Source organism: Vibrio sp. 704 (genome assembly GCF_033339295.1).
Genome location: NZ_JAWOUH010000150.1, coordinates 1 through 984, shown reverse-complemented (window position 1 = coordinate 984; position 984 = coordinate 1). Strand labels below are relative to the sequence as shown.

General features: G+C 41.3%; 2 protein-coding genes. One reads left to right on the top strand and one right to left on the bottom strand.

The window, feature by feature from the left end; all coding sequences use genetic code 11:
- Positions 1–179: 179 nt before the first annotated feature.
- A complete protein-coding gene (locus tag R7R24_RS25085; RefSeq protein WP_318119819.1) occupies positions 180–770 on the bottom strand; it encodes an outer membrane protein in 591 nt (196 codons plus the stop codon).
- 79 nt (positions 771–849) lie between these two features.
- Between R7R24_RS25085 and R7R24_RS25080 the strand changes: the two genes are divergently transcribed.
- Positions 850–984, top strand: a 135-nt coding sequence (locus R7R24_RS25080) for a YnhF family membrane protein (protein ID WP_318119821.1), incomplete at its 3' end; no start/stop codon positions are given.

Sequence of the window (984 nt, the reverse complement as noted above, 5' to 3'; positions counted from 1 at the left end):
GTTTTAATGTTGTTAAATAGTGAGAAAATAGGTGATCTGAAAGGTTGGTTAGGCGGTTTAGTGAAATAAATGACTGCTATATTGCTATTTGAAAGGTCTTATGGACTATTTTTATCATTTAGGGCGTACGACTATCTTTTGCACACCCTATAGATAATGTTCCGGTTAATTTGCCTCAGTTAAAAGCGAAAACTAAAGCCTACGTTTGACTGAAATTGGTTCATCCAATCAGTATCGAATTTGATGATGCAGCTTGAACCATCAGATGGCAAAGTACATGCACCAGATGTGTCATTATCTACGACCGTACCTAACCAGCGTACTTGTGCCGTTAGAGCAAAGTTTTTTGAAAATGCGTACTCTAACCCGGCAAAAGCACTGGCAGAAAAACCGTATTTTTTATCAGCCCAGTCGACGTCGGTGTAAGACCCGCCAACCCCCAACCCTACATAGCTTTGCCAACCTTCAGCGAGGGGATAGTAAATACTGCTTTGGAATTGTAAATAATGGATATCGGCGGAGTTTGACAACTCTTTGAGCTCTGTCGGTTGTGCAGAATAGAAAAGGCCGATTGTTCCCATTTCAAAAGGTGTTTCTATTGATAAGGCGTAACTGAGGGCAGGGTCTATGTCATAGGTGTTTTTGTTTTCATCTTCGACTTGCCCGCCGCCAGTAAAGCCAATAAATGGGGTTACGATAACATTTGCTTGTGCGCTCAATGCGCAGCTCATTAACATGCCCCCAACTAGCCAACTGAGTTTATTCTTCATGTCCTATCTCCTTATTATGACTAAGCTAATTGTGATGGCTTAGTCAAAATCGCGCGACTAAATTAACCAAATCTTGAACATGTTTCACACTGGTGTTATTAATTTGTTACAGGTCAAGGAGGCGTTTATGGAACACGATCTAAAATCCGCACTAATCATTGTCGTCAGTGTTTTCGCAGTGCTTTTGTCGTTCGGAATTATTGCGATTACGACG

Excerpts from the sequence above, each read along its gene's own strand:
- R7R24_RS25085 (WP_318119819.1), bottom strand. The coding sequence starts at position 770 with ATGAAGAATAAACTCAGTTGGCTAGTTGGGGGCATGTTAATGAGCTGC.